Below are 1,780 nucleotides of genomic sequence, written 5' to 3' on the forward strand. Positions count from 1 at the left end.
GCCTGTACGCCAGCGCCCGCTCCCAGCAAACCCCCTAGCCGCCCAGCAGGAAACCAGCGGGTCCGGCAGGAATTCCTGTCCGAAAAACGCAGGCCAAACGAAAGGCGGGGCCCACCGAATGGTGAGCCCCGCCGTCGTAGTGTCACTGCCGCCCCCACACAAAGTGTGCGGCCAGTGCCTTGAAGAATTAGGTGGTGGTCTTGTTGCGCCCTGTGATGGCGCCGTAGATGAACGCGGCCGCGAGGCCACCGACGATGGCCAGGAGCCAGGAACCGAGATTCCAGAATTCCATCTTGCCGCCGCCGAACAGCAGGTCCCCGATCCAGCCGCCAACAATCGCGCCGACGACGCCGAGCACGAGGCTGGTAACCCAGCCGCCACCGACCCTGCCGGGCAAGAGTGCCTTGACGATTGCACCCACTATGAGTCCGAGAATGATCCAGCCAAGAAAGCCCATGTCTCCTCCTACATATTTTTCGGCATCCAAATTGTGAATACCGAATATGGCTTCAAGCTAACATAGGGCGGATTGCTTGTCAGCAGGGGACTACCCAATCGTTACGTGGCAGCGTTGGTCCCCGCCGCGGTTCGGCGCCGGCCCGGAAACCGGTACGGTATTCCTTGTGGGCGCTGGGTTCTTCCGGTGTTCGCATACACCCCGGAAGAACCCCATAAGGAGAAGCTCACGTGGCTGCAAATGGCGGTACCAAGGCGATTCTCGCGGCGCTGGCCGCAAACCTGACCATCGCCGTTTTGAAGTTCGTCGCCTACTTTCTGACGCTGTCCTCGTCCATGCTGGCCGAGGCGATTCACTCCCTCGCAGACTCCGGCAACCAGCTGCTGCTCCTGCTCGGCGGCAAACGCGCAAAGCGGGAAGCCAGCCCCGAGCACCCCTTCGGCTACGGCCGCGAGCGTTACATCTACGCCTTCATCGTTTCGATTGTGCTTTTCAGCGTCGGCGGCCTGTTCGCACTGTACGAGGCCTGGGGAAAAATCCAGCACCCGCACGCCATCGAAGGTGACTTCTGGTGGGTGCCGCTGGCCGTCCTGATCGGCGCGATCATTGCCGAGTCGTTCTCGTTCCGGACAGCGATCATCGAATCCAACCCCCTGCGTGGGAAGCAGAGCTGGGTTAAGTTCATCCGCAACGCCAAGCAGCCGGAACTCCCGGTGATCCTGCTCGAGGACTTCGGCGCCCTCGTGGGCCTGGTGTTCGCGCTCTTCGGCGTGGGCCTGACGCTCCTGACCGGGAACGGCATCTGGGACGCCCTCGGCACCGCGATGATCGGTCTGCTGCTCGTGGCGATCGCCGTGGTGCTGGCCATGGAAACCAAGTCCCTGCTGCTGGGCGAGTCGGCCACCCGCGATGACGTCGCCAAGATCCGCAGCGCGATCGAGGCCGGCGGCACCAGCATCATTCACCTCAAGACCATGCACCTTGGCCCCGAGGAGCTGCTGGTGGCGGCCAAGATCAGCATCGGCCGCTCGGACTCGGGCCAGGACATTGCGAAGGCGATTGATGACGCGGAGGTCCGGGTTCGGGAAGCCGTCCCGATTGCCCGGGTCATCTATCTGGAACCGGATGTGCAGCGCGTCAGCGCCCCCTGAGCCGCCCAGCCCACAGGGAGAACGGAAGCCCATAGGGAGAACGGCAGCCGCCAGATGGAACGGCAGCCCCTCAACAGAACAGCAGTCCTGCCCAGTGCATCACTGGACCGGACTGCTGTTCTTTTTGGAGCATCTGCACCCTGCTGCCTCGGCCTCTTCCTCTGCCGTTGGC

2 protein-coding genes are annotated in these 1,780 nt (G+C 63.1%); one reads left to right on the forward strand and one right to left on the reverse strand.

Translation table 11 applies throughout. The features are described 5' to 3' along the window. Nucleotides 1-187: 187 nt before the first annotated feature. Entirely contained in the window at nt 188-457 is a 270-nt protein-coding gene (locus LQV45_RS29805; protein WP_230010760.1) for a GlsB/YeaQ/YmgE family stress response membrane protein, read from the reverse strand. A 230-nt stretch (nt 458-687) separates the two neighbouring features. On the opposite strand from LQV45_RS29805, the gene LQV45_RS29810 reads away from it, so the two are divergent. Further along, on the forward strand, nt 688-1,608 hold the full coding sequence (locus LQV45_RS29810) for a cation diffusion facilitator family transporter (protein WP_079551287.1): 921 nt from the start codon (nt 688-690) through the stop codon (nt 1,606-1,608). Nucleotides 1,609-1,780 lie beyond the last annotated feature (172 nt).

Source organism: Microbacterium sp. Bi128 (assembly GCF_918698205.1).

Bases quoted from the DNA above. Each gene is read 5' to 3' on its own strand.
- LQV45_RS29805 (WP_230010760.1), bottom strand. From the start codon at position 457: ATGGGCTTTCTTGGCTGGATCATTCTCGGACTCATAGTGGGTGCAATC.